The organism is Streptomyces sp. NPDC002784 (assembly GCF_053592135.1).
This window is the reverse complement of sequence record NZ_JBSFVD010000007.1, coordinates 98,133-124,495: the sequence shown is the minus strand read 5'-3', so window position 1 is coordinate 124,495 and position 26,363 is coordinate 98,133. Positions and strand designations below refer to the sequence as shown.

The 26,363-nt window shown below is 70.1% G+C and carries 28 protein-coding genes; 13 read left to right on the top strand and 15 right to left on the bottom strand.

Going from position 1 to position 26,363, the window contains the following annotated elements; all coding sequences use genetic code 11:
- Window positions 1-12 precede the first annotated feature (12 nt).
- Window positions 13-246 carry a glucose PTS transporter subunit EIIB gene (locus ACWD1Z_RS16035; RefSeq protein WP_451119089.1) on the bottom strand — a complete coding sequence of 78 codons (234 nt, stop codon included), beginning with the start codon at window positions 244-246 and terminating at the stop codon, window positions 13-15.
- A 127-nt stretch (window positions 247-373) separates the two neighbouring features.
- Here ACWD1Z_RS16035 and ACWD1Z_RS16030 point away from each other — a divergent pair, with 127 nt between their 5' ends.
- Both ACWD1Z_RS16030 and ACWD1Z_RS16025 read left to right on the top strand, forming a co-directional pair.
- Window positions 374-1,666, top strand: coding sequence for a PTS transporter subunit EIIC (locus ACWD1Z_RS16030; RefSeq protein ID WP_451119088.1), 1,293 nt, complete (start codon window positions 374-376; stop codon window positions 1,664-1,666).
- 134 nt (window positions 1,667-1,800) lie between these two features.
- Window positions 1,801-3,057, top strand: coding sequence for a PTS transporter subunit EIIC (locus tag ACWD1Z_RS16025; protein WP_451119086.1), 1,257 nt, complete (start codon window positions 1,801-1,803; stop codon window positions 3,055-3,057).
- A 63-nt stretch (window positions 3,058-3,120) separates the two neighbouring features.
- Here the strand turns inward: ACWD1Z_RS16025 and ACWD1Z_RS16020 are convergent, their stop codons facing one another.
- Entirely contained in the window at window positions 3,121-3,873 is a 753-nt protein-coding gene (locus ACWD1Z_RS16020; protein ID WP_451119085.1) for an MBL fold metallo-hydrolase, read from the bottom strand.
- Between the two features lie 213 nt (window positions 3,874-4,086).
- On the opposite strand from ACWD1Z_RS16020, the gene ACWD1Z_RS16015 reads away from it, so the two are divergent.
- Window positions 4,087-4,515: a type II toxin-antitoxin system PemK/MazF family toxin gene (locus ACWD1Z_RS16015; RefSeq protein WP_451119083.1), complete on the top strand. Its 429-nt coding sequence runs from the start codon at window positions 4,087-4,089 to the stop codon at window positions 4,513-4,515.
- Window positions 4,516-4,519: 4 nt separating this feature from the next.
- On the opposite strand, the gene ACWD1Z_RS16010 is transcribed toward ACWD1Z_RS16015, so the two are convergent.
- From ACWD1Z_RS16010 to clpS, 7 genes are all read right to left on the bottom strand, one after another.
- The gene (locus ACWD1Z_RS16010; RefSeq protein ID WP_451119082.1) at window positions 4,520-5,470 is read right to left on the bottom strand and encodes a PLP-dependent cysteine synthase family protein; all 951 of its coding nucleotides are present in this window, start codon (window positions 5,468-5,470) and stop codon (window positions 4,520-4,522) included.
- A gap of 6 nt (window positions 5,471-5,476) precedes the next feature.
- A complete protein-coding gene (locus ACWD1Z_RS16005; protein WP_451119080.1) occupies window positions 5,477-5,764 on the bottom strand; it encodes a MoaD/ThiS family protein in 288 nt (95 codons plus the stop codon).
- 97 nt (window positions 5,765-5,861) lie between these two features.
- Window positions 5,862-5,957, bottom strand: a complete 96-nt coding sequence (locus ACWD1Z_RS16000) for a putative leader peptide (RefSeq protein WP_019065921.1) — start codon at window positions 5,955-5,957, stop codon at window positions 5,862-5,864.
- 89 nt (window positions 5,958-6,046) lie between these two features.
- A complete protein-coding gene (locus ACWD1Z_RS15995) occupies window positions 6,047-6,469 on the bottom strand; it encodes a Mov34/MPN/PAD-1 family protein (protein WP_250076341.1) in 423 nt (140 codons plus the stop codon).
- A 77-nt stretch (window positions 6,470-6,546) separates the two neighbouring features.
- Window positions 6,547-7,971: an amino acid permease gene (locus ACWD1Z_RS15990; protein WP_451119078.1), complete on the bottom strand. Its 1,425-nt coding sequence runs from the start codon at window positions 7,969-7,971 to the stop codon at window positions 6,547-6,549.
- 335 nt (window positions 7,972-8,306) lie between these two features.
- The gene (locus ACWD1Z_RS15985) at window positions 8,307-8,909 is read right to left on the bottom strand and encodes a DUF2017 domain-containing protein (RefSeq protein WP_451119077.1); all 603 of its coding nucleotides are present in this window, start codon (window positions 8,907-8,909) and stop codon (window positions 8,307-8,309) included.
- A gap of 12 nt (window positions 8,910-8,921) precedes the next feature.
- Complete coding sequence (gene clpS / locus ACWD1Z_RS15980) at window positions 8,922-9,239, bottom strand: ATP-dependent Clp protease adapter ClpS (protein ID WP_389415744.1); 318 nt, start codon at window positions 9,237-9,239, stop codon at window positions 8,922-8,924.
- Between the two features lie 57 nt (window positions 9,240-9,296).
- On the opposite strand from clpS, the gene ACWD1Z_RS15975 reads away from it, so the two are divergent.
- Both ACWD1Z_RS15975 and ACWD1Z_RS15970 read left to right on the top strand, forming a co-directional pair.
- Window positions 9,297-10,643 carry a nicotinate phosphoribosyltransferase gene (locus tag ACWD1Z_RS15975; RefSeq protein ID WP_451119076.1) on the top strand — a complete coding sequence of 449 codons (1,347 nt, stop codon included), beginning with the start codon at window positions 9,297-9,299 and terminating at the stop codon, window positions 10,641-10,643.
- Window positions 10,644-10,717: 74 nt separating this feature from the next.
- Window positions 10,718-11,308 carry an isochorismatase family protein gene (locus ACWD1Z_RS15970; RefSeq protein ID WP_451119075.1) on the top strand — a complete coding sequence of 197 codons (591 nt, stop codon included), beginning with the start codon at window positions 10,718-10,720 and terminating at the stop codon, window positions 11,306-11,308.
- A gap of 12 nt (window positions 11,309-11,320) precedes the next feature.
- Here ACWD1Z_RS15970 and ACWD1Z_RS15965 read toward each other — a convergent pair whose 3' ends face one another.
- The gene (locus ACWD1Z_RS15965; RefSeq protein WP_451119073.1) at window positions 11,321-11,665 is read right to left on the bottom strand and encodes a hypothetical protein; all 345 of its coding nucleotides are present in this window, start codon (window positions 11,663-11,665) and stop codon (window positions 11,321-11,323) included.
- Window positions 11,666-11,786: 121 nt separating this feature from the next.
- The gene (locus ACWD1Z_RS15960; protein WP_451119071.1) at window positions 11,787-14,159 is read right to left on the bottom strand and encodes an immune inhibitor A domain-containing protein; all 2,373 of its coding nucleotides are present in this window, start codon (window positions 14,157-14,159) and stop codon (window positions 11,787-11,789) included.
- Between the two features lie 400 nt (window positions 14,160-14,559).
- Here ACWD1Z_RS15960 and ACWD1Z_RS15955 point away from each other — a divergent pair, with 400 nt between their 5' ends.
- Window positions 14,560-14,820, top strand: coding sequence for a hypothetical protein (locus ACWD1Z_RS15955; protein WP_451119069.1), 261 nt, complete (start codon window positions 14,560-14,562; stop codon window positions 14,818-14,820).
- 9 nt (window positions 14,821-14,829) lie between these two features.
- On the opposite strand, the gene ACWD1Z_RS15950 is transcribed toward ACWD1Z_RS15955, so the two are convergent.
- Window positions 14,830-15,489, bottom strand: coding sequence for an RDD family protein (locus ACWD1Z_RS15950; protein WP_451119067.1), 660 nt, complete (start codon window positions 15,487-15,489; stop codon window positions 14,830-14,832).
- 89 nt (window positions 15,490-15,578) lie between these two features.
- A complete protein-coding gene (locus tag ACWD1Z_RS15945) occupies window positions 15,579-17,300 on the bottom strand; it encodes an RDD family protein (RefSeq protein ID WP_451119065.1) in 1,722 nt (573 codons plus the stop codon).
- A gap of 219 nt (window positions 17,301-17,519) precedes the next feature.
- Between ACWD1Z_RS15945 and ACWD1Z_RS15940 the strand changes: the two genes are divergently transcribed.
- A complete protein-coding gene (locus tag ACWD1Z_RS15940) occupies window positions 17,520-17,996 on the top strand; it encodes an SsgA family sporulation/cell division regulator (protein ID WP_451119063.1) in 477 nt (158 codons plus the stop codon).
- A 14-nt stretch (window positions 17,997-18,010) separates the two neighbouring features.
- Here the strand turns inward: ACWD1Z_RS15940 and ACWD1Z_RS15935 are convergent, their stop codons facing one another.
- Window positions 18,011-19,381, bottom strand: coding sequence for an FAD-binding oxidoreductase (locus ACWD1Z_RS15935; RefSeq protein WP_451119062.1), 1,371 nt, complete (start codon window positions 19,379-19,381; stop codon window positions 18,011-18,013).
- A 98-nt stretch (window positions 19,382-19,479) separates the two neighbouring features.
- On the opposite strand from ACWD1Z_RS15935, the gene ACWD1Z_RS15930 reads away from it, so the two are divergent.
- On the top strand, window positions 19,480-20,871 hold the full coding sequence (locus ACWD1Z_RS15930; protein ID WP_451119060.1) for a tetratricopeptide repeat protein: 1,392 nt from the start codon (window positions 19,480-19,482) through the stop codon (window positions 20,869-20,871).
- On the opposite strand, the gene hppD is transcribed toward ACWD1Z_RS15930, so the two are convergent.
- Window positions 20,868-22,013 carry a 4-hydroxyphenylpyruvate dioxygenase gene (hppD, locus tag ACWD1Z_RS15925; protein WP_451119059.1) on the bottom strand — a complete coding sequence of 382 codons (1,146 nt, stop codon included), beginning with the start codon at window positions 22,011-22,013 and terminating at the stop codon, window positions 20,868-20,870. The two genes, ACWD1Z_RS15930 and hppD, sit on opposite strands and share 4 nt — an antisense overlap.
- A 124-nt stretch (window positions 22,014-22,137) precedes the next feature.
- Between hppD and ACWD1Z_RS15920 the strand changes: the two genes are divergently transcribed.
- Genes ACWD1Z_RS15920 through ACWD1Z_RS15900 form a run of 5 tightly spaced genes read left to right on the top strand, consistent with a single transcriptional unit; the run spans window position 22,138 to window position 26,345 of the window.
- Window positions 22,138-22,620, top strand: a complete 483-nt coding sequence (locus ACWD1Z_RS15920) for an Lrp/AsnC family transcriptional regulator (protein ID WP_389415732.1) — start codon at window positions 22,138-22,140, stop codon at window positions 22,618-22,620.
- A 24-nt stretch (window positions 22,621-22,644) separates the two neighbouring features.
- Window positions 22,645-23,292, top strand: coding sequence for an ABC transporter permease (locus tag ACWD1Z_RS15915; RefSeq protein ID WP_451119056.1), 648 nt, complete (start codon window positions 22,645-22,647; stop codon window positions 23,290-23,292).
- Window positions 23,285-24,532, top strand: coding sequence for a betaine/proline/choline family ABC transporter ATP-binding protein (locus ACWD1Z_RS15910; protein WP_451119054.1), 1,248 nt, complete (start codon window positions 23,285-23,287; stop codon window positions 24,530-24,532). Before ACWD1Z_RS15915 ends, ACWD1Z_RS15910 begins: the two co-directional genes overlap by 8 nt.
- A complete protein-coding gene (locus tag ACWD1Z_RS15905) occupies window positions 24,529-25,389 on the top strand; it encodes an ABC transporter permease (RefSeq protein ID WP_451119053.1) in 861 nt (286 codons plus the stop codon). The genes ACWD1Z_RS15910 and ACWD1Z_RS15905 overlap by 4 nt, the downstream gene beginning before the upstream one ends.
- On the top strand, window positions 25,386-26,345 hold the full coding sequence (locus ACWD1Z_RS15900; RefSeq protein ID WP_451119051.1) for a glycine betaine ABC transporter substrate-binding protein: 960 nt from the start codon (window positions 25,386-25,388) through the stop codon (window positions 26,343-26,345). Before ACWD1Z_RS15905 ends, ACWD1Z_RS15900 begins: the two co-directional genes overlap by 4 nt.
- Window positions 26,346-26,363 lie beyond the last annotated feature (18 nt).

Genomic DNA, 26,363 nt, shown 5'->3' with positions numbered 1-26,363 from the left:
TGAGCGGTGTGCTCACATCATGTCTTCGATCTCCGCCGCGATCGGGTCGGCGTCGGTGCCGATGACCACCTGGATCGCCGTGCCCATCTTGACGACTCCGTGGGCGCCGGCCGCCTTGAGGGCCGCCTCGTCGACGAGGGAGGCGTCGCCGACCTCGGTGCGCAGACGCGTGATGCAGCCCTCGACTTCCTCGATGTTCTCGATACCGCCGAGTCCGGCAACGATCTTCTCAGCCTTGCTGGCCATTTCGGTCTCCTCACGCACAGTTGGCCCAACTTTACGAGCGATTGCGCCGTACGTACCGAAAGATGACGTCACAGCAACCCAATCGTCGATAACTGGTCTACACCACCTGACAGGCGGTCGCCAACTGATGAATGCCCCCACCGAGATCTCTCCAGCACGTCGGCGGTGGCAGTCGGCGTTCCAGGGCCTGCAGAAGATGGGCCGCAGTCTTCAGCTCCCGATCGCCGTGCTGCCGGCCGCGGGCATCCTGAACCGGCTGGGCCAGCCCGATGTGTTCGGCGACGAGGGCCTCGGCTGGAACAACGTCTCCCGGGTGATGGCCGGGGCGGGCGGCGCACTGCTCGACGGCTCGCTGGGGCTGCCGCTGCTGTTCTGCATCGGTGTCGCGATCGGCATGGCGAAGAAGGCGGACGGCTCGACCGCGCTGGCGGCGGTGGCGGGCTTCCTCGTCTACTACAACGTGCTGCGCCAGTTCCCGGAGGACTGCCCGGACGGCACGGAGGCGGTCCCGAACGTCGGCTGCCGGGGGACCGTCGACGGCACGGTGCAGGCGTTCACCTACCAGAACCCCGGGGTGTTCGGCGGCATCGTCATCGGTCTGCTGGCGGCCTTCTTCTGGGCCCGCTACCACCGCACCAGGCTGGTGGACTGGCTGGGCTTCTTCAACGGCCGCCGGCTGGTGCCGATCATCATGGCGTTCGTCGCCATCGCCTTCGCCGCGCTGTGCCTGTGGGTGTGGCCGCCGATCGGTGACGCGCTGGAGAGTTTCAGCGACTGGCTGAGCGACGCGGGCGCCTGGGGTGCGGGCATCTTCGGCATCGCGAACCGGGCCCTGCTGGTGATCGGCCTGCACCAGTTCCTGAACGTGCCCATCTGGTTCCAGTTCGGCACGTACACCAAGCCGGACGGCACCGAGGTGCACGGCGACATCAACATGTTCCTGGCGGGCGACCCGGACGCGGGCCAGTTCACCTCGGGGTTCTTCCCGATCATGATGTTCGCGCTGCCGGCCGCGGCCCTGGCCATCACGCACTGCGCGAAGCCGCACCGCCGCAAGGAGGTCGGCGGTCTGATGCTCTCGGTGGCGCTGACCTCGTTCGTCACCGGGATCACCGAGCCGATCGAGTACTCGTTCCTGTTCATCGCGCCGCTGCTGTACGTGGTGCACGCGCTGCTGACGGGTGTGTCGATGGCGGTGACGTGGGGGCTCGGGGTGCACGACGGCTTCAGCTTCTCCGCCGGGCTCATCGACTACGTCATCAACTGGAATCTGGCCACCAGGCCGTGGGCGATCATTCCGATCGGCCTGGTCTTCGCCGTCGTGTATTACGTGATCTTCCGGTTCGCGATCACGAGATTCGATCTGAAGACGCCGGGACGGGAGCCGGAGGACGAGGTGGAGGACGTCACAAAGGTCTGACGAAAGCCTCGAATAACGGTTGCGCAACCCGCGGTTCCGGTGACGGAATCGCGGGTTCCTTATGTGCCCTTCATCGTGCTAGAACAGGTCTACACCACTGAGTGGTGTAGACCACCACCCGATGGAGGAAGTCTATGAGCACCGCCACCGCATCGGCGGCCCCCACAAAGAAGTGGGGATCCGGTCTGTTCCAGGGCCTGCAGAAGGTCGGCCGCAGCCTCCAGCTCCCGATCGCCGTCCTGCCCGCGGCGGGCATTCTGCTGCGCCTGGGTCAGGCCGACGTTCAGGAGAAGCTGAACCTGCCCGACAAGGTCACGGCGGTCTTCGCCACGGCCGGTGGCGCGATCTTCGACAACCTGCCGCTGCTGTTCTGCATCGGCGTCGCGATCGGCTTCGCGAAGAAGGCCGACGGCTCGACCGCGCTGGCCGCGCTGGTGGGCTTCCTGGTCTACAGCAATGTCCTCAAGGCGTTCCCGGTCACCGAGGCAAAGGTGCAGAAGGGCGCGGACATAGCCGCGACCTACAACAATCCGGGTGTCCTGGGCGGCATCCTCATGGGTCTGCTCTCCGCCGTGCTGTGGCAGCGCTTCCACCGCACCAAGCTGGTGGACTGGCTCGGCTTCTTCAACGGCCGCCGTCTCGTGCCGATCATCATGGCCTTCGTCGGCACCGTCATGGGTGTCTTCTTCGGCCTGGTCTGGGAGCCGATCGGTGAGGGCATCTCGGAAGTCGGCGAGTGGATCACCGGTCTGGGCGCCGCGGGTGCCGGTCTGTTCGGTCTGATCAACCGCGCGCTGATCCCGATCGGCATGCACCAGTTCGTCAACACCGTCTCCTGGTTCCAGATCGGTGACTTCACCAACGCCGCCGGCGAGGTCGTGCACGGTGACCTGAACCGCTTCTTCGCGGGCGACCCGGACGCCGGTCAGTTCATGTCGGGCTTCTTCCCGATCATGATGTTCGGTCTGCCGGCCGCCGCGATCGCGATCGCGCACGCCGCCCGCCCCGAGCGCCGCAAGGCCGTGATGGGCATGATGGTCTCGCTCGCGCTGACCTCCTTCGTGACCGGTGTCACCGAGCCGATCGAGTTCTCGTTCATGTTCATCGCGCCGGTGCTCTACGCGATCCACGCGGTGCTCACCGCCCTGTCCATGGCGATCACCTGGGCGCTCGGCGTCCACGCGGGCTTCACCTTCTCCGCGGGTGCCATCGACTACGGACTCAACTGGTCGCTGTCCACCAAGCCCTGGCTGATCATCCCGATCGGCCTGGTCTTCGCGGCGGTCTACTACGTCCTCTTCCGCTTCGCGATCACCAAGTTCAACCTTCCGACGCCGGGCCGAGAGTCCGACGAGGAGCTGGCGGAGCTGCAGAAGGCCGAGGCCAAGTAGCCCGTACGACAGGACGAAGGCCCCGGAACCGAGCCGGTTCCGGGGCCTTCGTGCACGTGGCCTTCAGATCTCGTACGTCCGCCGCGGCGCCGCCAGTTCCACCGGACCGTCGTAGACCGCGCGCGCGTCGGCCAGGTTGGCCTGGGGGTCGGTCCACGGGGGAATGTGGGTCAGCACCAGGCGGCGGGCGCCCGCCCGGGCCGCCGTCTCACCCGCCTCGCGGCCGTTGAGGTGCAGGTCGGGGATGGTCTCCTTGCCGTGCGTGAAGGCCGCCTCGCACAGGAACAGATCGGTGTCGCGGGCGAGTTCGTCGAGCGTGGCGGTGACACCGGTGTCACCGGAGTACGTCAGGGACCGCCCGCCGTGCTCGACGCGGATGCCGTACGCCTCCACCGGATGGGCCACCCGCTCGGTGTGCACCGTGAACGGGCCGAGCTCGAAGGTGGAGGGCTTGACGGTGTGGAAGTCGAAGACCTCGCTCATCGAGGAGGCCGAGGGGGTGTCGGCGTAGGCCGTGGTCAGCCGGTGCTCGGTGCCTTCGGGTCCGTAGACCGGGATGGGGGCGCAGCGGCCGCCGTCGTGCCGGTAGTACCGCGCGACGAAGTAGGCGCACATGTCGATGCAGTGGTCGACGTGCAGATGGCTCAGGAAGATCGCGTCGAGGTCGTAGAGACCGCAGTGGCGCTGCAGCTCGCCGAGGGCGCCATTGCCCATGTCGAGGAGCAGCCGGAAGCCGTCGGCCTCGACGAGGTAGCTCGAGCAGGCCGAATCCGCGGACGGGAACGACCCCGAGCAGCCGACGACGGTGAGCTTCATGAAGCAGAAACCTCCGCGGGCGGGGATGTCCGGACAGGGGGCGACGGGGGTCGTGCGGTTCGTCGAGCGTAAGGCGCGAAAGGGCCGGTCGCTCCTCCGCCAAGGGCTGTTGTGGGCGAACTCACCTGTGGTGTCACGCGTTCGGCTGGCAGTGGGGCGCCTGAGGCGCGGGAAGGGCGCGCGCAGGTGAGCGCGCGCCGGTAACGTCGTCGTATGGACACGTCATGGTGGCTGGCGCTCGCCGCGGTGGTGCTGCTCGCGCTCGTCGCCGCACTCGTGGACGGCTGGGGGCGCAGGACCTCCGGGCGGCTGGACCGGCGTGGGCCGGCCGTGCGGCCGCGGCCCACGGAGATCTGGTGGGCGAGCGTGCCGTTCGAGGACCGGCCGGGGGCGAAGGACCGGCCGTGTCTGGTGCTGGCGGTGCACGGCAGGCGGGTGCGCGTCGCGAAGATCACCAGCCAGTACCACGACGAGCGGTCGGGGGTGATCCCGCTGCCGCCGGGTGCGGTGAGCGACGCTCAGGGGCGGGCGAGCTTCCTGGAGACGGACGAGCTGCGCGAGGTGCCGGTGCGGGACTTCCGCCGCAAGGCGGGGGTGGTGGACCCGGTCCTGTGGGACCAGGTCCGACACCTGGCGGGCTGAGCGGCTACGCCCAGAGCTGTCCTTGCAGCGTCTCGATCGCTTCCTCGGTGGTGGCCGCCGTGTAGACGCCGGTCGACAGGTACTTCCAGCCGCCGTCGGCCACGACGAACACGATGTCGGCGGACTCCCCCGCCTTCAGCGCCTTGTTGCCGACGCCGATCGCGGCGTGCAGGGCCGCGCCCGTGGAGACGCCCGCGAAGATGCCCTCCTGCTGGAGCAGCTCCCGGGTGCGGGTGACCGCGTCCGCCGAGCCGACGGAGAAGCGGGTGGTCAGCACCGACGCGTCGTACAGCTCGGGCACGAAGCCCTCGTCGAGGTTGCGCAGGCCGTACACCAGGTCGTCGTAGCGCGGCTCCGCGGCGACGATCTTCACGTCGGGCTTGTTCTCGCGCAGGAAGCGGCCCACGCCCATCAGCGTGCCCGTCGTGCCGAGGCCGGCCACGAAGTGGGTGATGGACGGCAGGTCGGAGAGGATCTCGGGGCCGGTGCCGGCGTAGTGGGCGCCCGCGTTGTCCGGGTTGCCGTACTGGTAGAGCATCACCCAGTCCGGGTGCTCGGCCGACAGCTCCTTGGCCACGCGTACGGCCGTGTTGGAGCCGCCCGCCGCCGGGGAGGAGATGATCTGCGCGCCCCACATGCCGAGCAGGTCCCGGCGCTCCTGGGAGGTGTTCTCGGGCATCACGCAGACCATGCGGTAGCCCTTGAGCTTGGCCGCCATGGCGAGGGAGATGCCGGTGTTGCCGGAGGTGGGCTCCAGGATGGTGCAGCCCGGGGTGAGCCGGCCGTCCTTCTCCGCCTGCTCGATCATGTGCAGGGCCGGACGGTCCTTGATCGAGCCGGTGGGGTTGCGGTCCTCCAGCTTGGCCCAGATCCGGACGTCGGCGGACGGCGACAGCCGCGGCAGGCGCACCAGAGGGGTGTTGCCCACCGCGGCCAGCGGGGAGTCGTAGCGCATACGGGATCAGACCATGCCGCCGGCCACGGCCGGCAGGATCGTGACGCTGTCGCCGTCGGTGAGCTTGGTGTTGATGCCCTCGAGGAAGCGGACGTCCTCGTCGTTGAGGTACACGTTCACGAAGCGGCGCAGCTGCTCGCCGTTCGCCTGGTCGATGAGCCGGGCCTGGATGCCCGCATGACGGGTCTCGAGGTCGGTGAACAGGTCGGCGAGGGTGTCACCGCTGCCCTCCACCGCCTTCTGACCGTCGGTGTACTGGCGGAGGATGGTGGGGATGCGGACCTCGATGGCCATGGCAAGGGGCTCCTGTCGGAAAAGTGGTCTGGTCTCAGTGGGCGCGCGCGTCGACGGCGCGCCGCGGCGGCACGGCCGTACGGCTACAGCGGGACGGTCAACAGATGGCGCTGTTCAGCCTGCACAGGTCGACGTGCAGCCGCGCAACGAGCAGCGTGCCCGGCGCCTTGTCGCTCACGTCGAGAAGAACCATGGGCTCATCGTATCGATTCCCGGACCGGCTCCAGGAGTGTGATCTCACCATACGGACGTAAATCATCCACGATCCGAGATTGGCGGGATTCAGTAGGCCTCCACGACCCTGACCTCCTCCTCCGTGACCTCGCCCTCCAGGATCCGGAAGGAGCGGAACTGGAACTCCCCGAGGCCGTCGGTGTCGGCGGTGGAGACCAGGACGTAGTGCGCGCCGGGCTCGTTGGCGTAGGAGATGTCGGTGCGGGAGGGGTAGGCCTCGGTGGCCGTGTGCGAGTGGTAGATGACCACCGGTTCCTCGTCCCGGTCGTCCATCTCGCGGTAGAGCTTGAGCAGGTCGCCGGAGTCGAACTCGTAGAACGTGGGCGACATGGCGGCGTTCAGCATCGGGATGAAGCGCTCGGGGCGGTCGGCGCCGGCCGGCCCCGCGATGACGCCGCACGCCTCGTCGGGATGGTCCTTGCGCGCGTGCGCGACGATCTGGTCGACGAGGGCCTGGGTGATGGTCAGCATGCCCGCCAGGATAAGCAGAAGGGCGACTCCGTACCGAAGAGTGGTACGAAGCCGCCCACATGCTAGGACGGTGCTGGTCAGCCCACCTTCTCGAACTCCGCCTCACGGCGCCGCGTGACCTCGGGATTCCGGGACTTCAGCACGAGCCAGCCGATGCCCAGCGCCGCCGCCCAGCCCGCCATCACGTACAGGCAGACGCGGGAGTCGGGGTCCTTGGCGATGATGCCGGTGACGAAGAGCAGGAAGGCGATGGCGACCCAGCTGCACTTCGCGCCGCCGGGGGCCGGGAAGGACGAGGCCGGCAGCCGGCCCGCGTCGACCGCGCGGCGGTAGCGGACGTGGCTGACCAGGATCATCAGCCAGGTCCAGATGCCGGCCGCGGTGGCGACGGAGACGACGTAGCCGAAGGCCTTCTCCGGGACGATGTAGTTCAGGATCACGCCGATGCCCATGAAGAGCACGGAGATGGTGATGCCGAAGGCCGGGGTCTTGGTCGAGGAGAGCTTCTTGAAGACCGCGGGGGCCTCACCGCTGTCGGCCAGGTTCCGCAGCATGCGGCCCGTGGAGTACATGCCCGAGTTGCAGGAGGACAGGGCGGCGGTCAGCACCACGAAGTTGACGATGGCCGCGCCCGCCGGGATGCCGATCTTCGCGAAGGCCGCGACGAAGGGGCTGACGCCCTCGCCGAACTCGGTCCACTTGACCACGCACAGGATGACGGTGAGGGCACCGACGTAGAACAGGGCGATCCGCCAGGGCAGGGTGTTGATCGCCTTGGGGAGGGTCTTCTCCGGGTTCTCGGACTCGCCCGCGGTGACACCGACGAGCTCGACGGCGAGGTAGGCGAACATGACGCCCTGAAGGGTCATCAGGGACGAGCCGACGCCCTTGGGGAAGAACCCGTCGAAGGCCCAGAGGTTGGAGACCGCGGCGGTGTCACCGGCGGAGCTGAAGCCGAAGGTGAGCACCCCGAGACCGATCACGATCATGCCGATCAGGGCGGTGACCTTGACCATCGAGAACCAGAACTCGATCTCGCCGAACAGCTTCACCGAGATCAGGTTGGCGGCGAACAGCACCAGCAGGAAGACCAGGGCCGTGACCCACTGCGGGATCTCCGGGAACCAGTAGTTGACGTAGATCGCGGCGGCCGTCAGCTCGGCCATGCCGGTGACGACCCACATCAGCCAGTACGTCCAGCCGGTGAAGTAACCGAAGAACGGGCCGAGGAACTCGCGGGAGTACTCCGCGAAGGAACCCGAGACCGGGCGGTAGAGGAGCAGCTCACCGAGCGCCCGCATGATGAAGAAGATGATGACGCCGGCGAGGGCGTACATGAGGATGAGGCTGGGACCGGCCTTGGCGATGTTCGCCCCGGCGCCCAGGAAGAGGCCGACGCCGATGGCGCCGCCGATCGCGATCATCTGGACCTGGCGGCTGCCGAGGCCGCGCTCGTAGCCCTCTTCCGGAGCCTTCTCCGTGTCGACCTGGACGGAGGTCATGTGATTGGTGCGCCTTTCTCCACACCGACCCGGGCCTGACGTCGGCCGCGGACCGGATCTCGATCCCCCCCGGATTGACTGGAGCGTTCTGCCTGACCGGCGGTCTGCCGGTCGGTGGCGCACCCGGACGGAACATGGGTGGTGTTCGCCGGGCGGTCGTGAAGATCTATCACGGCCGCCATCGTGATCAGCGAGGCGATTTGTGGCGCATTGCACACGGAGAAGTGGGCAAAGAGGGCGCGAAAGGGACACAGTCGGCCGGGAGGGTGATGTGATCGTTATCCGGATTTGAGCGTCCGCTGAGCGAACACATCACCTGGGCGCGACCGTCACGATCAGGGCATGAGGGTGGAGACGAGGGTCTCCTGGAGCCCGCCCAGCCAGAGGTAGGCCATCACCATCGGCTTGCGCGGGTCCTCGTCCGGCAGCCGGTAGAGCAGGTCGGTGTCGTCCTCGTCGACGATGTCGAGGCGGGAGCCGATCGCCAGGCGCAGGTCGTTGAGGGCGCTCAGCCACTGGCGGGACTCCTCCGCCGACAGCTTCAGGACCGCCCCGCCCTCGCCCGCGGCGCTCAGCTCGTCCAGGGAGCGGATCACCGCGAGGGCGTTGTCCCGCTTGCCGGCGCGCAGGTCGTTCTCGGTGTAGCGGCGGAACTCCGCGGAGTACGCGCGCTGCTCCTCGGCCTGCTCGGGGCCGGGCGTGCCCTCGGGGTCGCCGTAGGCGTCCGGGAAGAGCCGGCGCAGCACGGGGTCGGCGGGCGGTTCGCTCGGGCCGTCGGCGAAGAGTTCGGCGAGCGGGTCCTCGGTGGTCTCCGCGCCGGGTCCGGGTCCGATCAGCTCCAGGAGCTGGACGGCCAGGGACCGGATGATGGAGATCTCGACGTCGTCGAGGGCGACGGCCGCGCCGCCGCCGGGGAGCGGTTCGAAGGTTCCTGGCATCAGCGGTCGTCGCTACTTCCGGTCCTGCTGGAGGGTGGCCCACAAGCCGTAGCCGTGCATGGCCTGCACATCGCGTTCCATCTCCTCGCGGCTGCCGCTGGAGACGACCGCACGGCCCTTGTGGTGGACGTCGAGCATGAGCTTGGTGGCCTTGTCCTTGGAGTAGCCGAAGTACGTCTGGAAGACGTACGTCACATAGCTCATGAGGTTGACCGGGTCATTGTGGACGATCGTGACCCAGGGGACGTCGGGCTCGGGAACGGCGGAAACCTCTTCCGCCGACTCGGTGCGTTCGATCTCTACGGGAGCGGGTGACGTCACATGGCCCATGCTGCCACGGGCACCAGAAATCGTCACACTGACGCGAAGTAGGGTAGAGTCCTCGTCATGAACACAGCGGACCTTGGGCTGCCGGTGGATGTTCCCTCGACGGCGCTCTTCACGGACCAGTACGAGCTGACGATGCTCCGGGCCGCCCTGAAAGCGGGCACGGCCGAGCGGCGGAGCGTCTTCGAGGTCTTCTCCCGCCGGCTGCCGGAGGGGCGCCGCTACGGCGTGGTCGCGGGCACCGGCCGGGTGCTGGACGCCGTGGAGAACTTCCGTTTCGACCCGGGCGTCCTCGGCTTCCTGCGCGAGCGGGCCATCGTCGACGAGGAGACCCTGGACTGGCTCGCCGGCTACCGCTTCAGCGGCGACATCTGGGGCTATCCCGAGGGCGAGGTGTACTTCCCGGGCTCGCCGATCATGCGGGTGGAGGGCTCCTTCGCCGAGTGCGTGCTGCTGGAGACGGTGATCCTGTCGATCCTCAACCACGACTCGGCCATCGCCGCGGCCGCCTCCCGGATGTCCTCGGCGGCCGGGGAGAGGCCGCTGATCGAGATGGGCGCCCGGCGCACCCATGAGCTCGCCGCGGTCGCCGCCGCGCGCGCCGCGTACGTCGGCGGCTTCACCACCACCTCCGACCTGGCGGCCGGTTTCCGCTACGGCATCCCGACCGTCGGCACCTCCGCGCACGCCTTCACCCTGCTGCACGACAGCGAGCGGGACGCCTTCCGGGCGCAGGTCGACGCGCTCGGCCGGGGCACCACCCTGCTGGTGGACACCTACGACGTCACCGAGGCCGTCCGTACGGCGGTGGAGGTCGCCGGCCCCGGGCTGGGCGCCGTCCGCATCGACTCCGGGGACCTGCTCCTGGTGGCCCACCGGGTGCGCCAGCAGCTGGACGAGCTGGGCGCCCGGGACACGAGGATCATCGTGACCTCGGATCTCGACGAGTACGCCATCGCCTCGCTGGCGGCGGCGCCGGTGGACGCGTACGGCGTCGGCACCCAGCTGGTGACCGGCTCCGGGCATCCGACCTGCTCGATGGTCTACAAGCTGGTCGCCCGCGCCGGGTCCGCCGACCCGCAGGCCCCGCTGGTGCCGGTGGCGAAGAAGTCCTCCGGCGGCAAGACCTCCATCGGCGGCCGCAAGTGGGCGGCGCGCCGCCTCGACCGGTACGGCATCGCGGAGGCCGAGGTCGTCGGCACGGACGCGGTCCCCGCGGAGCTGGCCGACCGCCAGCTGCAGGTGCAGCTGGTCAAGGGCGGCGAGGTGGTGGCCCGGGAGCCGCTGGACGTCGTACGGGACCGGCACATCGCCGCCCGCGCGGGGCTGCCGCTGTCCGCGACCCAGCTGTCCCGAGGGGAACCCGTCCTTCCGACGGAGTACCTCCCGGTGCGGTCGGGTAGCTAACTGCGGTGCCCCTCCCGCAGTGCCGTCCCAGTCTCTAGGCTCGTGAGTTCACCCATAGTCGAAGGACAGCCATCATGCGCCGCGCCTTGATCGTCGTAGACGTGCAGAACGACTTCTGCGAGGGGGGCAGCCTCGCGGTGGCCGGGGGCGCGGATGTCGCCGCCGCCATCACCGAGCTGGTCGGGCAGGCCGCCGGTTCCGGCTACCAGCATGTGGTGGCCACCCGCGACCACCACATCGCGCCCGGCGGCCACTTCGCCGACAACCCGGACTACGTCCACTCCTGGCCGGCGCACTGCGTCGCCGGCACCGAGGGCGTGGGCTTCCACCCGAACTTCGCCCCGGCCGTCGCCTCCGGCGCGATCGACGCCGTCTTCGACAAGGGGGCGTACGCGGCCGCCTACAGCGGGTTCGAGGGGGTCGACGAGAACGGCGTGACGCTCGCCGACTGGCTGCGGGACCGGGAGGTCTCGGAGGTGGACGTGGTGGGCATCGCCACCGACCACTGCGTCCGGGCCACGGCCGTGGACGCGGCCCGGGAAGGGCTCCGTACGCGTGTCCTGCTGGAGCTGACCGCGGGGGTCGCCGAGGAGACCACCGGCCGCGCCCTGGAGGAGATGCGCGAGGCCGGCATCGAACTGACCGGGAAGCCGGTCGTCGCGTAGGCCCGTGCCGGGCTAGGCCTGTGCCGTCGGTCTTCGCAGCAGGGCCCTGATCGGGCGCCACAGCTCCTGGGCGAGGTCCGGGGCCAGGGCGACACCGTTGTCAGGGGCCGTCCGCCATATCAGGCCGTCGGGGTGGTGCAGGACCGCGGTGATCTCGTCCGGGGTCGGCGGGGCGGCGTTGCCGCGCAGGTAGACCGCCCGCAGGCCCAGATTGCGGAGCCTGGTCAGGGCTCGCGCGCGGTTCTGGGCGTGCACCAGGAAACGGACCGAGCCGGTGCCGTGCGGGGTGGGCGTCGGCAGGTTCAGCGCCACCACCACGCTGCCGGTCGGCAGCTTGCAGAAACCTCCTGCGGCCATGCGGTCACATCCCCGGGTGCGTCGGTGTCAATAAGAGAGCCACAGGACGCACCTAAACACGGATCGGCGGCAACCCGCCAGGGGTCACCGCCGATACGCTTCTGACCTGCGAAAATGCCGCCTACTTCACCGCGGGCCCGACCTCGACCGAGATCGTCGAGCCGTTCTTGGCCTCCTTGACGATCTTGATCTTGGTGTTGGTGTCAGTGACGTTGACACCGGCGAGCGGGGTCGTCTCGTCGTAGTAGGTGTGGGTGTGGTCGTTGAAGACCGGCACCCCCTTCGACGAGGGGATCCTGGTCGCGACGTCCGCGTTGTGCAGCGTGATGCCGTCCGTGCGGTACAGGCTGAACGGCGAGTCGTAGGCCTGGATCCGGCTGCGCATCGGCGTGCCGTCGGACCACTTCAGCGCCGTCGGGTGCGAGTCGACCGGCAGGATCAGGCCGACGCCCGGGTGCTTGCTGGTGTTGTTGTCCGCCTGGGAGGTGTCCCACTTCCAGATCAACAGGCCGTTCTGGTACGGGTAGTGCTCCACCCAGCTCGGACGGGTCGTGGAGAAGCCGAAGTTGTACGGGCCGGCCTTCAGCGTCTCGTCGTACGACACGTACTGGCGGTTCTCGGCGATGTAGTACTGCGCGTAGTCCTTGGTGAACGACGCGCCCATGCGCTGGAAGCCGTTGGCCGTCCAGGCGGCGTCCGCCGTCTCGGCGTTGTCGGTGAACAGCGCGGTGCCTCCCCCAGAGGGGGTACCCCCAGCGGTGACCGAGATCCGGTCGGCCGCGAAGCCCTTCTCGGCCACGCCGCCGTCGGTGGCGTAGCGGAAGCGCAGGTCGATCTTCTTGCCGGCGTAGGCGTCCAGCGGGAAGGACAGCTTCTGGTACGTCTCCGAGAAGCCGCTGAGCGCGGGCTTGTCGCTGCCGTCGCGCGGGATGGCCCGGCCGTCCGCGGTGCCGTCCAGGGCGGTCCAGTTGGCGCCGCCGTCGGTGGAGACCTCGGTGTAGAGGTAGTCGTAGCCCGCCTCGATGGCGTACCAGCCGTCGAAGGCCAGCGTCGCCGACGCCTTGCCGGTGAGGTCGACGGAACGGGTCAGCGTGTTCTTGAGGTTGTCGCCGCTGCCGCTCCACCACTGGTGCGTGCCCTCGGCGGGGGCGACGATCTCGGTCGTCACCGCCTTCTTGGGCAGGTCGACGATGAGCGCCTGCTTGTTCTTGGTGTTGTACGCGGCGACGCCCAGCTTGTGCTTCGACTTGGTCGCGGCCTTCGCCTTGGCGTAGTCGAGCCAGCCCAGCTGGAGCTTGTCCCAGGAGGTCATGTCACCGGGCAGGTCGCCGATGGCCTCCTTGCCGGTGCCGAGCCAGGAGCCGGAGGACATGAGGGTCCAGAAGCCGGTGGAGTTCTCGCCGCCGCCGGTGGTGTCGTAGTGGTCCGGCAGACCGAGGTCGTGGCCGTACTCGTGGGCGAAGACGCCGAGTCCGCCGTTCTCCGGCTGGACCGTGTAGTCGCCGACCCAGATGCCGGTGGAGCCGATCTGCGCGCCGCCGAGCCGGTTGTCGTCCGGGCCGGTGGCGCCGGCGTCGGTGCCGAAGGCGTACCAGCGGTGGGCCCAGATCGCGTCCTCGCCCTGGGCGCCGCCGCCCGCGGACTCGTCCTCACCGGCGTGCACGACCTGGAAGTGGTCGATGTAGCCGTCGGACTCGTTGAAGTCGCCGTCGCCGTCGAAGTCGTAGCGGTCCCGCTGGTCGAACTGCTTGACGTCCGCCTGGATCTCGGCGTCGGTCCGCCCCGCTGCCTTCTGCTGGGCGACCCAGGCCGTCACACCGTCGCTGACGATGTTCCACACGCTCGGGCAGTTGGTCTCACCGCACTTGTTGTTGCCGTAACGGGCCTCGTTGTAGGGGACCTTGACCCAGTCGGAGACCTCGCCCTCGATGGAGTAGCGGCCCGAGGACTGCTTCTCGTAGTACTTCTTCATCGACTCGACACCCTTGCCGGTGCCGAAGTAGAGGTCCTCGAAGTGCTTCTGGTCGTAGTCCGCCTGCCAGGCCGTGCTGTTGTCCTGGGTGCGGTCCGGCTCGGCTACCTGGTTGTGCAGCGGGCCGGGGGTGCCGCCGAACTCGGGCTTGGTCTGCTCGCCGAACTCCACCAGGATGGTAAAGATCTTGTCGGTCTTCTCGCGGCCGAGCTCGACGTACTTGCTGTCGCCCTTCCTGCTCTTGAGCTCGACGACCTTCGAGCCCTCGCGCTCGGTCACCTCGGCCTTGCCGGATATGACCTGCTTCAGGGCCTCTTCGCGCTGGGCGTCCTGCGTCTTGCTCAGCGGGCCTTCGAGGTCGTGCTCGTGCTCGTGGTGCACCGGCGCCGGGTCGTGCCGGTCGATGGGGCTCGTGGCCGTGTCGTCGGCCTGGGCCATGGTGAACGCCGAGAGCGTGGCGGTGGCCGCCGCGAGCGCGACAGCCGTCGCGGCCGCTCTGAACGTCCAGGTCCTCTTCGTCACTTGAGATCCTCCCCCGCGTTCGAGCGCGCGCGACGGGAGGGTTCCTGGTCATGGATTTCGCGCGGGCGTGATCAACGCGTGTAGTCAAGTGACGACATTCGACTAGAGGTTCACCGGAAAAGACAGACCTTGACTTGAACAGGTCAACTGCACTATGCGGAGTCGAATTCCGCTTTACGGACACCCGCGCCCCGCTGGACAGGCGCGCGACGCCGTCCACTGGGTGGACGCCATGACTCCGTGCGCCCCCCGTGCACCGGTACTGTTGGTTAGGTCACGCTTACTGTTCGTTCCGCTCGGGCATGCACGCGATTAGAGTCGATTGGCGGAACGCCCGGAAGTTGGCGGAATGCCAGGTCCACACCCCCCGTGTACCCCCGAATCCGAGGACACGATGACCATGCCTCGTCCGACCGCCGCACAGCTCGCCTACGGTTCGTGCACCGTGCTCTTCTCGACCCTCGCCATGCTGCTGCTGTCACAGACGAGTTCGGGTGCGGGCATCGCACTCATCGCCGTCGCGGCACTCGCCCTCGGACTGCTGGTCGCGCTGACCGTGCCGAGGCCAAAGGCACGCGTGATCGCCCTGCGCAGGCCGGCCCAGGTCACCGCGCAGGGCGCGCCCGCCCCCGCCCCGGTACCCGAGCGCGCCGCTTCCTGACGTGCGGGCCTAGCGGGTGCTGACCACCACCGTCTTGGCCGCCTTGTCGTGCAGGCCCTGCTTGTAGGGCTTGTCGAAGAAGCTCCAGCCGCCGCAGATCGCGGTCCAGACGCAGGCGCAGCAGAAGGCGAACGGGATCCACAGCACCAACGAGCGGACCAGCGCGGTCTGCACGGAGGGCGTGGAGCCGTTGTCCAGGTTGGCCACCCGCAGGCCCAGCCACTTCTTGCCCAGCGTCTGCCCGGACTTGGAGATCATGAAGGTGTCGTAGCCGATGTAGAGCAGGGCGGCGATCAGGGACTGCCCGAAGGACTTGCCGTAATCGACGTCGTCGGCGTTCACGTCCAGCTCGCTGACCCGGAACGCCCAGGTGAGCAGCCAGACCACGACGGCCACCATCACCATGTCGATGATCCGCGCCAGCGTGCGCTTGCCGCTGTCGGCGAGCGGGGGCATGCCCGCGAGCGGATCGGCCGGGTAACCGCCGCCGCCGTAGGGGTCACCGCCGTAGGGCCCGCCGTACGGCGGCGGCTGGCCGCCCTGGCCCCCGGGCGGGGCGTCGTAGGGCGAGCCGGCGCCCGCACCGGTGTCCCCGGACGGGGGCTGCTTCCTGAACGGGTCGTCTTCCGGCGGCTGCTGACCGGATCCGGGGGGCGGTTCGCTGCTCATGGCCCGAGTCGACCGCGAACCCGGCGCCCGCGCATCCGGCGAGCGGCCGTCCGGGGTACGGCATCACCCCGGCGGTTCGCCGTGCCCCGTCATCCCGCGACGAACGTACGCGCGGCCTTGTCGTGCCAGCACTGGCGCCACGGCTTGTCGAACAGGCACCACAGGATGCCGACGACCCCGATGACGAGCAGTCCGGGGACGCTGTAGACGAGCCAGCGGCGCAGGGCCCCGCCGAAGGACGGCGGCTCGTGCGCCTCGATGTCGCGCACCTCCAGGCCGAACAGCTTCTTGCCCAGGGTGCGGCCCCACTTGGCGGTGGGCAGCGCCTCGTAGAGAGCGCCGAAGACCAGCAGGACGGCCAGCACGATGCCGAGGTACGCCGACGTCGTGCCGTCCAGCAGCCATACGGTGACGGTCTCGCCGGAGAGCTTGGCCGCCTCGATCTTCTCGTCGACGTGGTCGATCGCCTTGAGGCCGAGCGGTACGGCGGCCACGCCGGTGACGGCCGCGAGGACGACGGTGTCGAGCAGCCGGGCGGCGAACCGCTTGCCGAGGGAGGCGGGCCGCGCGGACGCCTGGCGCCGGGCAGCCGCCTGGAAGACGTCCTCGACCGGCGGCTTCCAGGGCGCGACGGGCTGCTCCTCGCCGGGTGCTCCGGCGAGCCGGTGCACCTGCTGCGCCCAGGAGGGCTGACCGCCGCCGGGGCCGCTGGTGACGGGAGTCGCGGCCTGGGCGCCGCCCTGGGCACCGCCTTGGGCGCCGCCTTGGGCGGGGACTTGGGCGCCGCCTTGGGCGGGGACCTGGGACGCGGGCTGCGGGCCGGGCTGCGGGCCCGACTGCTGGGGCACCGTCGAGGCCGCCTGCGGGCCGGAGAGGGCCGTGGGGGCGGCGACTTGGGCCTGCTGCGCGGCGGCCCGGTCCACGGCGGCCTTGCCCGCGGCGAACCCGGGCCCCTGGGCGGCGGGAGCGCCGAACCCGCCCGCACCGGCCGCGGCCCCCGGGGCACCCCCCGAACCGGCCGCACCCGCCGAGGCCGTACCGCCACCGGGCCGCGAACCGAACCCGCCCGAACCCGCCGCAGCACCCAGGGCACCCCCGGAACCGGCCGCACCCGCCGACGCCCCCGGGGCGCCCCCCGAACCGGCCGCGCCCGCCGACGCCGTGCCGGTGTCTGCTGTAACCGCCGCACCACTCGCCCCCTGGCCCGGAGTCGAGCCCGGTGTGCGCCCCTGGTGTGCCGCGGGCGCTCCGTCCTGGCTCCCCGTGCGCGGGGACACGGCGCGGAACGTCATGGTGCCCTGGTCCGTGTCGGGGGTGCCCTGGGCGGCGGGGCCCGGGGTCGGGCGGCGGAAGACGAAGGTGTTGTTGGAGGCCGCGTCCTCGGCCGGCGGGATCGTGGCCGTGCCGTCCGTGCTCGGGGTGGTGCCGTCGGCCGGGGCCGGGGTGCGCGGGTCGGGGGCGCCCCAGGCGACCCGGCGGTCCTGGTCGCCGCCGAAGCCGGACTGACGGGAGCGGTCGGCGCCCCACGCCACGGCCGGCTCGGGGCGGCTGCCGTGCTGGGACTGGCCCTGGGCCGGGGCGGGTTCGCCGGCCGGGTCCTCGTCGAAGAAGTGCGGGCCCGTCTCCTCGACCGGCGCCGGGGCCGCGCCGGGCGGCGGGGCGAGCGGTTCGCCGTCCGTGGGCGCCGGACGGCTGGTGCCCGGTACCCACGCGGCACCGTTCCAGTACCGGACATATCCAGGAATGGACGGGTCCGGGTAATACCCTTCGCGGGGCCTGTCGTCACCGGGGGCCGGGGTTGGGGCGCTCATGTCCGTCGTCCCGTATCTGCTCGGGGGTCATTTGGGGGGCTCCACATCTATCAGACGCGGGCCACCCCCACCGCCAGTCCCGCGGTACCCACCCCTTTCGGGAGACGGGAAAGAAAGTCCCGCTGACCCGCGTAATGCTCCGGGCCCACCCTTCTCTCCACTCGTACGGGCCCGCCGAAGGACCCGTACGAGAAGTCACCAGAGAGGACACCGGACGCCATGCACCCCACCGTGGTAGAGCGGGAGCTGGAGCTCAAGCTCGTCCTGTCGCCCGAGCGCAGCATCCCGGTCCCGGCCCGGCTGAGCTACCGCAGCGACGACCCGTACGCCGTCCACATCGCCTTCCACATCCACTCCGACCACCCCGTCCACTGGACCTTCGCCCGCGAACTCCTCGTGGAGGGGGTGTTCCGCCCCTGCGGCCACGGGGACGTACGGGTGTGGCCGACGAAGGTCGAGGGCCGCGGCGTCGTGCTGATGGCGCTGAGTTCACCCGACGGGGACGCCCTGCTGGAGGCCCCGGCCGCGCAGCTGTCGGCCTGGCTGGAGCGGACGCTGCGGGTGGTCCCGCCGGGCTCGGAGGCCGAGCAGCTCGGCATCGACGACGGCCTGGCCGAGCTGCTCGCCCCGACCCCGGCTGACGACCTGTGGCTGGGCGACCCCTGGCCGGGCGACGAGTCCGCGGACGGGGAGTGAGCGCCGGGAGGGGGTCAGAAGAGCTTTCCCGGGTTCAGGATGCCGAGGGGGTCGAAGACCTGCTTGATGCCGCGCTGCAGCACCACTCCCACCGGGCCGATCTCGCGCGCCAGCCACTCCTTCTTCAGGACGCCGACGCCGTGCTCGCCGGTGATGGTGCCGCCGAGTTCCAGGCCGAGGGCCATGATCTCGTCGAAGGACTCGCGGGCGCGCCGGGACTCGTCGGGGTCCTGGGCGTCGAAGCAGACCGTGGGGTGGGTGTTGCCGTCGCCCGCGTGCGCGACGACGCCGATGGTCAGCTGGTACTTCTCGGCGATCCGGTCGACGCCCTCCAGCATGTCGCCGAGCCGGGACCGCGGCACGCACACGTCGTCGATCATCGTCACGCCCCGCACGGCCTCCAGCGCGGTGAGGGACAACCGCCGTGCCTGCAGCAGCAGTTCGGACTCGGCGGTGTCCTCGGCGGGGACGACCTGGGTGGCGCCCGCGGCCTCGCACAGGGCGCCCACCGCGGCGAGGTCGGGCGCCGGGTCGGGGGTGTCGAAGGCGGCGAGGAGGAGGGCCTCGGTGGTCTCCGGGAGCCCCATGTGCGCCAGGTCGTTGACGGCCTTGACGGTCGTACGGTCCATCAGTTCGAGGAGGGACGGGACGTGTCCGCCCGCCATGATCCGGCACACCGCGTCGCAGGCCTCGGCCGCGGAGCCGAACTCGGCCGCCAGCACCAACTGCCGCGGCGGCTGCGGCTTCAGCGCCAGGACGGCCCGTACGACGATGCCCAGCGAGCCCTCGGAGCCGACGAACAGCCGGGTCATGTCGTATCCCGCGACCCCCTTCGCCGTACGGCGGCCGGTGGTCATCAGCCGTCCGTCGGCGAGGACGACGTCCAGGCCGAGGACGTACTCGGCCGTCACCCCGTACTTCACGCAGCACAGCCCGCCGGAGGCGGTGCCGATGTTGCCGCCGATCGTGCACTGCTCCCAGCTGGAGGGGTCCGGCGGGTAGTACAGGCCGTGTTCGCCGACCGCGCGGGACAGGGCGGCGTTGACGACGCCCGGTTCGACGACGGCGATGCGGTCGACCGGGTTGATCTCCAGGATCCGGTCCATCCGGGTCAGGGACAGCACGATGCAGCCGTCGCTGGCGTTGGCCGCGCCGGACAGGCCGGTGCGGGCGCCCTGCGGGACGACCGGCACGCGCAGCTCGGTGGCGGTGCGCATGACGTGCTGGACCTGCTCGACCGTCCGCGGCAGGACGACCGCGGCCGGGACGCCCGCCGGGCAGAAGCTGGCCATGTCGTGCGCGTAGGAGCCCGTGATGTCGGGGTCGGTGAGGACCGCCTCGGCGGGCAGCGCGGTGAGCAGACGGTTGACGAGGTCGTGGCTCATGATCACAGCCTGACACCGGGGGCCATCGGTGTGAACCCCGCCAGCGGGGGGCTTTCGGTACGGGAATGTGGTCGTCGTACTGACGCACAGTGAGCGCCATGGAGAACCAACAGGAGGAGCGGCGCCGGTGGGCCGGCCGGCGGGTGCTGGTCGGTTCGGTCGTGGGGTGTGCCGTGCTGGGCGGGGTGCTGACGCTGCTGCCGTGGGGGCCGCGGACGGGTGCGCCGCCCGCTCCGGCGCCGGGTGCGCAGGCGCTGGCCGCGGTCACCAGCGGCGTACCGGCCGCGCTGCCCGACCTGGCGGTGCTGATCGGTGAGCGGGAGGGCCATCTGCGCACGCACCCGAAGGACGCCCGGTCCTGGGCGGTGCTCGGGGCCGCCTATGTGGAGCAGGGGCGGCGGACCGCGGATGCGGCGTACTACCCGAAGGCCGAGCGGGCGCTGCGGACCTCCCTGAAGGTGCGGGCGAAGGGCAATGTGGAAGCGCTCGGCGGTCTTGCCGCGCTGGCCAATGCGCGCCGGGACTTCCCCGCCGCGCGGACGTGGGGCGAGGCCGCGCTGAAGCTGGACTCCAAGCGGTGGACGACGTATCCGCCGCTGATCGACGCCTACACCGGGACGGGCCAGTACAAGGCGGCGAAGCGGACCCTGGACCGGCTGCTGGAGCTGCGCTCCGGGCCCGCGGTGCTGGCCCGGGCCGGGGCCGTGTACCGGGACCACGGCTGGCGCGAGGACGCCGCGGCGGCCCTCTCCGACGCGGCGGCGGGCGCCGAGGCGCCGGCCGAACAGGCCGCGTATCTGGAGCGGGGCGGGCAGCTGGCCTGGGAGCGCGGCGACCGGGAGGGGGCGCTGCGTCACTTCCAGGAGGCGGTACGGCTCGACCCGGACCAGCGGGCCGCGCAGGCCGGGCAGGGCCGGGCGCTGGCGGCCCTCGGCCGCACCACCGAGGCGCTGAACGCCTACCGGGTGGCCCTCGCCAAACAGCCGCTGCCCGAGTACGCCCTGGAACTGGGCGAGTTGTACGAGTCCCTGGGTCTCGGGCAGGCGGCCCGGGTGCAGTACGACGTGCTGCGCGACCAGGTGCGCCGGGCGAGCGCGGGCGGGGCCGACGAGCAGGTGGTGCTCGGCCGGTTCGAGGCGGACCACGGCGATCCGCAGGCGGCGGTACGGCGGCTGCGGGCCGAATGGAAGCGGCAGCCCGGGATCGCGGTGGCGGACGCGCTGGGGTGGGCGCTGCACCGGGCCGGGCAGGACGAGGAGGCGCTGCGGTTCGCGCGGATCGCGACCGACAGGACGAAGGGGGGCGGGGTGCGCAGCGCGCTGTACGCGTACCACCGCGGGATGATCGAGAAGGACCTGGAGCGGTCCGGTCCCGCGCGGCGCCGTCTTCAGGAGGCGCTGCGGATCAACCCGTACTTCTCGACGCTGCACGTGGCGTGGGCTCGCCGGGCCCTGGACGAGCTGGGCGAGCCCGCGCCGGAGGCGCCCTAGAGGTTGCCGCGCTTGGCCTGCTCGCGCTCGATCGCTTCGAAGAGGGCCTTGAAGTTGCCCTTGCCGAAGCCCATCGAGCCGTGCCGTTCGATGATCTCGAAGAAGACGGTCGGACGGTCCTGGACCGGCTTGGTGAAGATCTGCAGCAGATAGCCGTCCTCGTCGCGGTCGGCGAGGATCTTCAGCTCGCGCAGGGTCTCCACCGGGACGCGGGTGTCGCCGACCCACTCGCCGAGGGTGTCGTAGTAGGAGTCCGGGGTGTCGAGGAACTGGACCCCCGCCGCGCGCATGGTGCGGACGGTGGCGACGATGTCGTTGGTGTTCAGCGCGATGTGCTGGACGCCGGCGCCGCCGTAGAACTCCAGGTACTCGTCGATCTGGGACTTCTTCTTGGCGATGGCGGGCTCGTTGATCGGGAACTTGACCTTGAGCGTGCCGTCGGCCACCACCTTCGACATCAGCGCGCTGTACTCGGTGGCGATGTCGTCGCCCACGAACTCCTTCATGTTCGTGAAGCCCATGACCTTGTTGTAGAAGCCGACCCACTCGTTCATGCGGCCGAGTTCCACGTTGCCGACGCAGTGGTCGATCGCCTGGAAGGTGCGCTTCGCGGGCGGCTGGACGAGCGGGGCGGCGGCGGCGTAGCCGGGCAGGTACGGGCCGTCGTAGCCGGTGCGCTCGACGAGGGTGTGGCGGGTCTCGCCGTAGGTGGCGATGGCGGCGAGGACGACCGTGCCGTGCTCGTCCTTCAGCTCGTAGGGCTCGGTGACGGAGCGGGCGCCGTGCTCCAGGGCGTAGGCGTAGGCGGCGCGGGCGTCCGGGACCTCGATGGACAGGTCGATGACGCCGTCGCCGTGCTCGGCCACATGCCGGGCGAGGAAGCGGCCCCAGTCGGTGGCGGGCTTGATCACCGAGGTGAGGACGAAGCGGGCGGAGCCGTTCTCCAGGACGTACGAGGCGGTCTCGCGGGTGCCGTTCTCCGGTCCGGAGTAGGCGACCAGCTTCATGCCGAAGGCGGTGGAGTAGAAGTGCGCCGCCTGCTTGGCGTTGCCCACGGCGAAGACGACCGCGTCCATTCCCTTGACCGGGAAGGGATCGGCCTGCCGGGCGGTGTCGGGAGTGTGGTCTGTGGTCTGCGTCATAGCCGAAGCGTGGCCCCACCTCGCAAGGTGCGCAATAGTTTGCGTATTCGCTGGGCAATGTGCGCAGCGTTACGCCCGTCTCGGCGGGCTTTCTGTACAGGATGACCACTGCCGGGAGGGGCCCATGGGGATCGATCGGCTGGACGGGCGCATCATCGTGCTGCTCGCGCGGGAGCCGCGGATCGGGGTGCTGGAGATGTCCCGGCGGCTGGGCGTGGCCCGCGGGACCGTGCAGGCGCGGCTCGACCGGCTTCAGTCGAACGGAGTCATCCGCGGTTTCGGTCCCCAGGTCGATCCGGCGGCGCTCGGCTATCCGGTCACCGCCTTCGCCACGCTGCAGATCCGCCAGGGCCAAGGGCCCGATGTCCGGGCGCACTTGGCGACGGTTCCGGAGGTGCTGGAGCTGCACACGACCACCGGTAGCGGGGACATGCTGTGCCGGCTCGTGGCCCGCTCGAACGCCGATCTGCAACGGGTCATCGACCGGGTTGTCGGTTTTGATGGGATTGTCCGGGCCTCCACCGCGATCGTGATGGAGAACCCTGTGCCGCTGCGGGTGATCCCGCTGGTGGAGCAGGCGGCGGAGGACCACCGGGAGCGGAGCTGACCGTCGAGCGGCTGGGGTGAGCGTGTGAACTTCTGGGAGTACCTGGGCACCCGCCACCAGCAGCTGCTCACCGACGCCTACCAGCACGCGAGCGCGGTGTTCCAGTGCATGGTCGTGGCGACCGCGCTGGGCGTGCTGATCGGGGCCCTCACCTATCGCAGCGAATGGGCCGGGAACCTCGCCACGACGACCACCTCGACCATCCTGACCATTCCGTCGCTCGCCATGATCGGTCTGCTCATCCCGATCGTCGGCCTGGGTGTCCCGCCCACCGTGATCGCGCTGACGCTGTACGGGCTGCTGCCGATCGTGCGCAACGCGATCGTCGGGCTGCGCGGGGTCGATCCCACCCTGGTGGACGCGGCCAGGGGCATCGGGATGTCCCGGCTGATGCGGCTGGCCCGGATCGAGCTGCCGCTGGCCTGGCCGCCGATCCTGACCGGCATCCGGGTCTCGACGCAGATGCTGATGGGCATCGCGGCGATCGCGGCCTACGCCTCGGGCCCCGGCCTGGGCAACGAGATCTTCCGCGGCATCGCCTCGCTGGGCAGCAAGAACGCGCTCAATCAGGTGCTCGCGGGCACGCTCGGGATCATCGTCCTGGCCCTGCTGTTCGACGCCGCGTACGTCCTGATCGGACGGCTGACCATTCCCAGGGGGATCCGTGCCTGAGTCCAGTACATCCGGTACGTCCGGCGCCTCGATCGAGCTGGAGAACCTGACCAAGCGGTATCCGGGCAATCCGAGCCCGGCCGTCGACAACGTCAACATGGAGATCCAGGCGGGCGAGATCGTCATCTTCGTCGGCCCGTCGGGGTGCGGGAAGTCCACGACGCTCAAGATGATCAACCGGCTGATCGAACCGACCGGTGGCCGGATCCGGATCGGCGGCGAGGACGTCACCGACATCGACCCGGTGAAGCTGCGCCGGAAGGTCGGGTACGCCATCCAGTCGGCCGGTCTGTTCCCGCACATGACGGTCGCGCAGAACATCGCGCTGGTGCCGAAGATGGTCGGCTGGTCCAAGGGGCGGATCAAGAACCGGGTGGAGGAGCTGCTCGACCTGGTCGGGCTCGACCCCGGGGAGTTCCACGGCCGCTATCCGCGCCAGCTCTCGGGCGGTCAGCAGCAGCGGGTGGGCGTGGCCCGGGCGCTCGCCGCCGATCCGCCGGTCCTGCTGATGGACGAGCCGTTCGGCGCGGTCGACCCGATCACCCGGGACCATCTCCAGGACGAGCTGATCAGGTTGCAGCACGAGCTGCACAAGACGATCGTCTTCGTCACCCATGACTTCGACGAGGCGATCAAGCTCGGTGACCGGATCGCCGTGCTGCGCGAGCACTCGCACATCGCCCAGTTCGACACCCCGGAGGCGATCCTCACCAACCCGGCCGACGACTTCGTCTCCGGGTTCGTCGGCGCCGGGGCGGCGCTGAAGCGGTTGAACCTGACCCGCGTACGGGACGTGGGGATCACCGACTATCCGACGGTGACCGTGGACGACCCGCTCCAGGAGATCTTCAACAAGCTCCGCTCCAGCGGCACCAACGAGATCCTGCTGCTCGACAAGCGCGGCCGGCCCTACAAGTGGCTGCGGCGCGGCGATCTGATGCGGGCCAAGGGCTCCCTGGCCCGGGCGGGCACGCTGGTGCACGACACGGTCACCCGGGACGCCACGCTGCGCGACGCCCTGGAGGCGGTCCTCACCGACAACGCGGGCCGGGTCGCGGTCACCGGGCGGCGCGGCGCGTACGAAGGCGTCGTGGACATGGAGACGCTGATGAACTCCGTGCACGAACTGCTGGAGGCGGACCGGCTGGAGGCGATGGAGCACCAGCACGACCTGGAGTCGGCGCGGGCCCCCCAGACGCACGCCGAGCAGGAGGGCATCGGAGGGGAGAAGAAGGCGTGACCACCTCCCCCGAGCAGCAGCGCCCCGAGGGCGAACACGAGGTCAAGGGGCTCGCCTTCCGTGACGAGGGCGAGGCCGAGGCCGAGCCGGCCGCACCCCCGCCGCCGGCGGTGACCGCACACCGGGTGACCTGGCAGAAGCTGACCTTCCTGCCGGCGCTGCTGGTGGCGGTGCTGCTGGCGACCTGGCTCTGGTTCCGGCAGGCGGACCTGGACTCGATCTCCGAGAACGCGCTCGCCGACGGCCAGGTGTCCAAGGCGCTGTGGCAGCACATCGAACTGACCGTGGTCTCCACCTTCTTCGTGCTGATCATCGCGATCCCGCTGGGGATCCTGCTGACCCGCACGGCGTTCCGCAAGGCGACGCCGGTGGCGATGACCGTCGCCAACATGGGCCAGGCCACCCCCGCGATCGGCCTGCTCGCCCTGCTGGTGATCTGGCTGGGCACCGGCACGAGGTCGGCCCTGATCGGCATCACCCTCTACGCCATCCTGCCCGTGCTGTCGAACACGATCGCGGGCCTGAAGGCGAACGATCCGACGCTGCTGGAGGCGGCGCGCGGCATCGGCATGTCCCCGCTCGGCGTGCTGTCCCGGGTCGAGCTGCCGCTGGCGGTCCCGCTGATCCTGGCCGGGGTCCGCACGGCCCTCGTCCTGAACGTGGGGACGGCGACGCTGGCGACCTTCGGCGGGGGCGGCGGTCTGGGGGTGCTGATCACCACCGGCATCACCAACCAGCGCATGCCGGTGCTGATGCTCGGCTCGATCCTCACGGTGGCCCTGGCCCTGCTGGTGGACTGGCTGGCCTCGCTGGCCGAACTGCTGCTCAGGCCGCGTGGACTGGAGGTGGGCACATGAGACGGGCGGCGTGTCTGCTGCTGACCGGGGCGCTGGTGTCGGCCTGCGGGCTGACCAGCGGCTCCCCCATGGTCGACGACGTCCGGCCCGGCTCGATCGGCCGGGGCGAGCCGCTGAAGGGCGCCGATCTGACCGTCACCTCCAAGGAGTTCAGCGAGCAGCTGATCCTGGGCGCGATCATGGGCATCGCCTTCGAGGCGGCCGGCGCCAGCGTCCTGGACCGCACCGGGATCCAGGGCTCCATCGGCTCGCGGGAGGCGGTCAAGAGCGGCGCGGCGGACGCGGACTACGAGTACACGGGCACCGGGTGGATCAACTACCTCGGCAACGCGGAGCCGTTGCCCGATCCGCGGGAGCAGTGGGAGGCGGTGCGGGACGCGGACCGCGAGAACGGGGTGACGTGGCTGGAGCCGTCGCCCCTGAACAACACCTACGCCCTGGCGATGAACCGGGCCAACTTCGAGAAGTACGGCACGAAGACGCTGTCGGACGTGGCGGAGCTGGCGAAGAAGGACCCGGGCGCGGTGACGCTGTGCGTGGAGAACCAGTTCGCCAACCGGATGGACGGGCTGCCGGGCATGGCGAAGGAGTACGGCATGGACATCCCGGCGAGGAACGTCACGCAGATGGACACCGGGATCATCTACACGCAGGCGGCGAAGGGCAGTTGCACCTTCGGCGAGGTCTTCACGACCGACGGCCGCATCAAGTCGATGGACCTGGTGGTGATGGAGGACGACAAGGAGTTCTTCCCCAACTACAACGCCGCCCCGATGGTCCACACCAAGACGCTGGAGGAGTACCCGGAGATCGCGGACATCCTGGCCCCCGTCACGAAAAGGCTGAACAACTCGGTGGCGCGGGAGCTGAACGCGAAGGTGGACGTGGAGGGCGAGGACCCGCACGAGGTCGCGCTGGAGTGGATGGTGCAGGAGGGGTTCGTCAAGGAGGGCTGAGCTGCCGTGACGCCGGGG

Excerpts from the sequence above, each read along its gene's own strand:
- ACWD1Z_RS16035 (WP_451119089.1), bottom strand. The coding sequence starts at position 246 with ATGGCCAGCAAGGCTGAGAAGATCGTTGCCGGACTCGGCGGTATCGAG.
- ACWD1Z_RS16030 (WP_451119088.1), top strand. The coding sequence starts at position 374 with ATGAATGCCCCCACCGAGATCTCTCCAGCACGTCGGCGGTGGCAGTCG.
- ACWD1Z_RS16025 (WP_451119086.1), top strand. The coding sequence starts at position 1,801 with ATGAGCACCGCCACCGCATCGGCGGCCCCCACAAAGAAGTGGGGATCC.
- ACWD1Z_RS16020 (WP_451119085.1), bottom strand. The coding sequence starts at position 3,873 with ATGAAGCTCACCGTCGTCGGCTGCTCGGGGTCGTTCCCGTCCGCGGAT.
- ACWD1Z_RS16015 (WP_451119083.1), top strand. The coding sequence starts at position 4,087 with ATGGACACGTCATGGTGGCTGGCGCTCGCCGCGGTGGTGCTGCTCGCG.
- ACWD1Z_RS16010 (WP_451119082.1), bottom strand. The coding sequence starts at position 5,470 with ATGCGCTACGACTCCCCGCTGGCCGCGGTGGGCAACACCCCTCTGGTG.
- ACWD1Z_RS16005 (WP_451119080.1), bottom strand. The coding sequence starts at position 5,764 with ATGGCCATCGAGGTCCGCATCCCCACCATCCTCCGCCAGTACACCGAC.
- ACWD1Z_RS16000 (WP_019065921.1), bottom strand. The coding sequence starts at position 5,957 with ATGGTTCTTCTCGACGTGAGCGACAAGGCGCCGGGCACGCTGCTCGTT.
- ACWD1Z_RS15995 (WP_250076341.1), bottom strand. The coding sequence starts at position 6,469 with ATGCTGACCATCACCCAGGCCCTCGTCGACCAGATCGTCGCGCACGCG.
- ACWD1Z_RS15990 (WP_451119078.1), bottom strand. The coding sequence starts at position 7,971 with ATGACCTCCGTCCAGGTCGACACGGAGAAGGCTCCGGAAGAGGGCTAC.
- ACWD1Z_RS15985 (WP_451119077.1), bottom strand. The coding sequence starts at position 8,909 with ATGCCAGGAACCTTCGAACCGCTCCCCGGCGGCGGCGCGGCCGTCGCC.
- clpS (WP_389415744.1), bottom strand. The coding sequence starts at position 9,239 with ATGGGCCATGTGACGTCACCCGCTCCCGTAGAGATCGAACGCACCGAG.
- ACWD1Z_RS15975 (WP_451119076.1), top strand. The coding sequence starts at position 9,297 with ATGAACACAGCGGACCTTGGGCTGCCGGTGGATGTTCCCTCGACGGCG.
- ACWD1Z_RS15970 (WP_451119075.1), top strand. The coding sequence starts at position 10,718 with ATGCGCCGCGCCTTGATCGTCGTAGACGTGCAGAACGACTTCTGCGAG.
- ACWD1Z_RS15965 (WP_451119073.1), bottom strand. The coding sequence starts at position 11,665 with ATGGCCGCAGGAGGTTTCTGCAAGCTGCCGACCGGCAGCGTGGTGGTG.
- ACWD1Z_RS15955 (WP_451119069.1), top strand. The coding sequence starts at position 14,560 with ATGCCTCGTCCGACCGCCGCACAGCTCGCCTACGGTTCGTGCACCGTG.
- ACWD1Z_RS15950 (WP_451119067.1), bottom strand. The coding sequence starts at position 15,489 with ATGAGCAGCGAACCGCCCCCCGGATCCGGTCAGCAGCCGCCGGAAGAC.
- ACWD1Z_RS15945 (WP_451119065.1), bottom strand. The coding sequence starts at position 17,300 with ATGAGCGCCCCAACCCCGGCCCCCGGTGACGACAGGCCCCGCGAAGGG.
- ACWD1Z_RS15940 (WP_451119063.1), top strand. The coding sequence starts at position 17,520 with ATGCACCCCACCGTGGTAGAGCGGGAGCTGGAGCTCAAGCTCGTCCTG.
- ACWD1Z_RS15935 (WP_451119062.1), bottom strand. The coding sequence starts at position 19,381 with ATGAGCCACGACCTCGTCAACCGTCTGCTCACCGCGCTGCCCGCCGAG.
- ACWD1Z_RS15930 (WP_451119060.1), top strand. The coding sequence starts at position 19,480 with ATGGAGAACCAACAGGAGGAGCGGCGCCGGTGGGCCGGCCGGCGGGTG.
- hppD (WP_451119059.1), bottom strand. The coding sequence starts at position 22,013 with ATGACGCAGACCACAGACCACACTCCCGACACCGCCCGGCAGGCCGAT.
- ACWD1Z_RS15920 (WP_389415732.1), top strand. The coding sequence starts at position 22,138 with ATGGGGATCGATCGGCTGGACGGGCGCATCATCGTGCTGCTCGCGCGG.
- ACWD1Z_RS15900 (WP_451119051.1), top strand. The coding sequence starts at position 25,386 with ATGAGACGGGCGGCGTGTCTGCTGCTGACCGGGGCGCTGGTGTCGGCC.